The following is a 4,600-nucleotide window of genomic DNA, read 5'->3' on the forward strand; positions in this document are numbered from 1 at the left end:
CAATTCTCTCAGGGGTAAAACTCCTGACTTTGTCGCGACAAAGGACAAACACATTTCATATGAAAGGGGAAAACTTTATGAAGAAAAACAAAAAGATATGGTCATATGCACTGGCCGCTGCATTGGCTGTAAGTAATCTGAGCGTTGTTGCGGCGCCGTTTGCTAGTATATCTGTAATGGCTGCTTTTGGTGGTACTTATATTGATGCTAGTACTACGGCTGATACTAGAACAATAGCTGTTGGAGAAACTATCAATTTCAAACTAAAACAGACAAACCGGGATACAGATTATCAAATAAGTATTGATGCTACTTCACCTGATGCAGACGCTGCTGTTAGTGATGCTACCACTTATGCTTCTATTTCTATAGCAACTGGAGCTGTGGATACTGTGTCCGTTACGGGACTCGCGGAAGGTAGTTCTGTGATAACTGTCGCAGCAAAAGGCACTTCAGATGACGAGATTAAGGGTGATGATGCAAATAAAGAAACGATTACTATTAACGTTGTTTCTGCTGCAGTAACTCTTACTTATAAAGATACTGGAATAATCAATGATACCGCAACTTCTGGTATAATATTGGCAGATGGAACAGATGTAAATGCTGGAAAACCAGGTGCTAATCATTATGTTGATACTAAGCCTTCCGTTCCCTATAGCGGAAAGTATTATGCTACAGCAGTTACTCCGCTTACGGGTTATACAAATATAGGCTGGTCTAGTGTTGCCGGTCAAATTTCAAATACCGCCCCATATGATTTTGATGAGGAATTCACCATAAGCAATGCTGGTTCAAAAGACTTCTATCCTGTATGGAAAGCAGCTACAAATAATGTTGTAACTTATAAAGATGCTGCGGGCAGTCCTCTACCAATAGATTCAAGTTATACAGATTTCTTAAAGTATACATCCGGTGATACAGTGACTACACTTACTGCAGAGCAGGCTGGAATTCGTGAGGATCTTCTAGCTGATAGCGGTAAATTCTTTAAAGGTTGGAAAGTAGGAACGATGACTGACGATCCTACAACGACTGCTGTTGAGACTACTGGTTATATTATAGATGGTGGTGCTTCTACAGTAGCATTGGCAGGACCTATAACATTCCAAGCAGTTGAGGATAACCTTTTCGAATTGACACCTGATTTTACAAATGGTGGTGCTTTAGTTGATGCGTCTGCTCAGTTCTTTGCTGACAAAGATGGAAATATAACATTACCGACTGCAGCAGATGTTCATTTTGCGAACCATACCTTGGATGGCTGGTATACAAGTGCATCAAGACCATCAAAAGAATCACTTATTCTTGCACCCGGATCCAGTGTAAAATTGACCGCCGATAAAACATATTATGCTATGTGGACTGTAAATGATGATGCTTTGACAATAACACTTCACACAGCAACTGGTGATAATGTCGATTGGTCTAGTGGAGATTATTCACTTGTAGCAGGTACAGGTGGTGTTCATACAGTTGAGGGTCTTTCAGTAGGTAAAACATTAGATTTATCGGGAATTGAAGTTGCAAGAACCGGAAAGAGTTTAATTGGATGGTCAAAAGATGCAACTAAATCATCTGCTGATTATACCTCAAGTGTTTCACTTGAAGAAAGTAATTTAACAGAAGTATCTAGTGGAGGTTCTACAAGTTATACGCTTGACCTTTATCCTGTTTTTGAAGAAGGATATGCAGTTAGTTATGTAGGACATGGAACAGACAATCTTCGTGATTATGCTGGCACATTCTCAAAGAGTAAAGAAGCCACTGCTATTGATTATCCAAAAGAAATGGATGATACTAAATTTATCGGATGGACAATTTCCGGTGCTGAAGTCGCTGACGCAGCTGCATTAGCACTTGCTGATGACAAAATTATTCCTGCTGGTGCAACAATCTCAGTAACAGAATATGGTAGTAAAACTGCTGCTGGAGTGCTGACTCTTGCTCCAGTTGTTCTCTCCAACCTGGAAGTATCCTATAAAGGTGGAACCGGCTATTCTGGCGGAACAATGGATAAGACTGTAATTTCCTATGGCGAATCTATTACTCTTCCTGATAATGCATTTACTAAGGAAGGAAATGCATTCAATTATTGGAAAGCAAATGGTTCTAATGCAAAACTTGATGGTAGTACAATCAATACTGCTACAGAGATTCCGGACGGAGCAACTTTAACAGATGTAACTGCTGATCTTGTACTTACTGCAGAATGGCGTGCAGCTGAAGAGTTTACAGTATCATTTGATGCAAATGGTGGAACTGGAACCATGGAAGATCAGAAGATTGCTGAGGCTCAGGGCGATGCGCTTAACGCTTGCACATTTACAGCTCCTGAAAGAATGGAATTTGCTGGATGGGCTACATCAGCAACAGGTGAGGTTGTTTATGCTGATGGTGCTACAACAGAAGCTATTAAGGGTGATACAACACTTTACGCAGTATGGGTATCTGATGGTACAAAAGAAGCAGCAATCGCAGCAGCTGATGAGGCAGCTGACAAAGCAGTAGCAGATCCTACAGAAGCTAATATTGAGGCAGCTAAAGAGGCATTCGAAGCAGCTAAGACCGCTGGAGCAACTGGCGAAGAACTTGAAGAAATCGGTGGAAAGATTGATGCAGCAGTAGCAGCTAAGCAGGCAGCTGATGACGCAGCAGCTAAGCAGGCAGCTATTGAAGCAGCAAATTCAGCAGCAGACAAGGCTGTAGCAGAACCTACAGAAGCTAACATTGAAGCAGCTAAGGCAGCAGTTGAAGCAGCTAAGGCAGCAAATGCATCTGATGAAGAACTTGCTACAATCAATGAGAAAATCAATGCAGCAGTAGCAGCTAAGCAGGCAGCTGATGACGCAGCAGCCAAGGAAGCAGCTAAGCAGGCAGCTATCGAAGCAGCAAATGCAGCAGCAGATGCAGCTAAGACAGATCCTACAGATGATAAGATTCAGGCAGCTAAGAATGCTATCGCAGCAGCAGAGACAGCAGGTGCAACATCTGATGAACTTACTGCAGCAAAGACAGCATTGAAGGCAGCTGAAGATAAGGTAGCAGAAGAAAAGAAAGCAGCTGAAGAAAAGAAACAGCAAGAAGAGCAGAAGAAGCAGGAAGAGCAGAAACAGGCTGAAGAACAGAAGAAGGCTGAAGAGCAGAAAGCAGCTGAAGAAGCAGCTAAGTCTGACGGATCAACTCCTGAAACACCTGCAGCAGTAGGTAAAGTCCTTAAGGATGCTGATGGTAAAGAAATTGGTGCAACCGTTATCAGTGCTGATCCTACCAACCTCCAGGTTGAGTACAAAGGAACAGCAGCTGAGCAGACAGCTAAGACGGTTAATATTCCTTCAGAAGTAAAGGACCAGAATGGCCATACATACGCAGTAACAGCAATCGCACCTAACGCTTATGAGAATTCTGAAGTAAATACATTTAATATTCCTGCATCTGTCAAGAAGATTGGTGATAAGGCATTCTACAAATCAAAGGCTAAGAAGATCAACATCAAGACTGACAAGAAGGGAACAATAAAGTTTGGTAAGAAGTCTCTTGCGGCTAAGAGTAAGAAGTGTAAGGTTAAGATCACTGGCGTAAAGAGCGAAAAAGACCAGAAGAAGGTTCTCAAGAGAGCTAATAAAGCTGTTAAGAAGGGAATGAAGGTTACAGTTAAGAAAAAGTAATCGAATTTTTCTAACCCAAATAGCTGAATGAGCAAAGAACTCTAAGCTAAACAAATAAGAGGGATTACGGTTCATATCCAAATGGACTGTAATCCCTTTTTATGTGATATGGGGTAAGCACCATACAAAAATATCGGCTACACTACTCAGCAAATTTAATCATTACAAATTTTGACTTCTCACGAGAGTGAACAGCTTTTAATCTTGTTCAGATTTTAGTGCTTGATGCCCAATCCAGGGCATATGAAATAGTCGAAGTTTTTCTATATTTGTAGCCGCTCTATTAAATCGTTAGATATGCCATTTTTAAGAAAAATCATAACATTGTATTCAACTTTAGATAAATACAAAATACGCTTTTTTACAATATTTAAAAACTGGCAAATGGCTATTTTACGCATTTTTATAAAATTTAGATACATACTATTACAAAGAAAGTGTTATAATCATCTTATATTTAGATACAGCATTTTTTTCTAAAAGGAGCATATTTAAATGGGAGAAATGGAACTAAAAAAAATTGCTATTCAGAACTTTAAGTCATTATATGATGTTTCATTTGAGCCGGGCAGAGTAAATGTATTTATTGGCGCCAACGGTTCAGGAAAGTCCTCTGTTCTGGAGGCAATAGGAGTCCTCAGTGCAGCCATGACAGATAGGGTTAATTCGAACAGTCTGCAGAGAAAGGGCGTCCGTCTTAGCACTTCATCTTTGTATAAATCTAAATTTTTGTCTATTGAAAAAGAATCAAAAACAATAGATTTTTCTCTGGAATGGCAACTGGATGGACATGATTATGATTATATCAGTCATCTGACAGTTCCAAATGATGATGATTCCTGGAAATATTTCGCAGAAAGTGTGTCTTGTGATGGGGAAGCTGTCTATGGTCGTAGTAATAGGACCAGCGCCCAGCTTAATAACAAAATCGG

General features: G+C 40.3%; 2 protein-coding genes. Both read left to right on the forward strand.

The window, feature by feature from the left end; genetic code table 11:
• The first annotated feature begins 77 nt into the window (after positions 1 to 77).
• Positions 78 to 3,668 carry an InlB B-repeat-containing protein gene (locus tag G622_RS24975; protein WP_049945977.1) on the forward strand — a complete coding sequence of 1,197 codons (3,591 nt, stop codon included), beginning with the start codon at positions 78 to 80 and terminating at the stop codon, positions 3,666 to 3,668.
• A 495-nt stretch (positions 3,669 to 4,163) separates the two neighbouring features.
• Positions 4,164 to 4,600, forward strand: a 437-nt coding sequence (locus G622_RS0119725; RefSeq protein WP_026512076.1) for an AAA family ATPase, incomplete at its 3' end; no start/stop codon positions are given.

The sequence above is a fragment of the Butyrivibrio sp. LC3010 genome, assembly GCF_000424385.1.
Taxonomy (GTDB): Bacteria; Bacillota; Clostridia; order Lachnospirales; family Lachnospiraceae; genus Butyrivibrio.

What these genes read in the sequence shown, in the direction of transcription:
- G622_RS24975 (WP_049945977.1), top strand. Translation starts at nt 78, where the DNA reads ATGAAGAAAAACAAAAAGATATGGTCATATGCACTGGCCGCTGCATTG.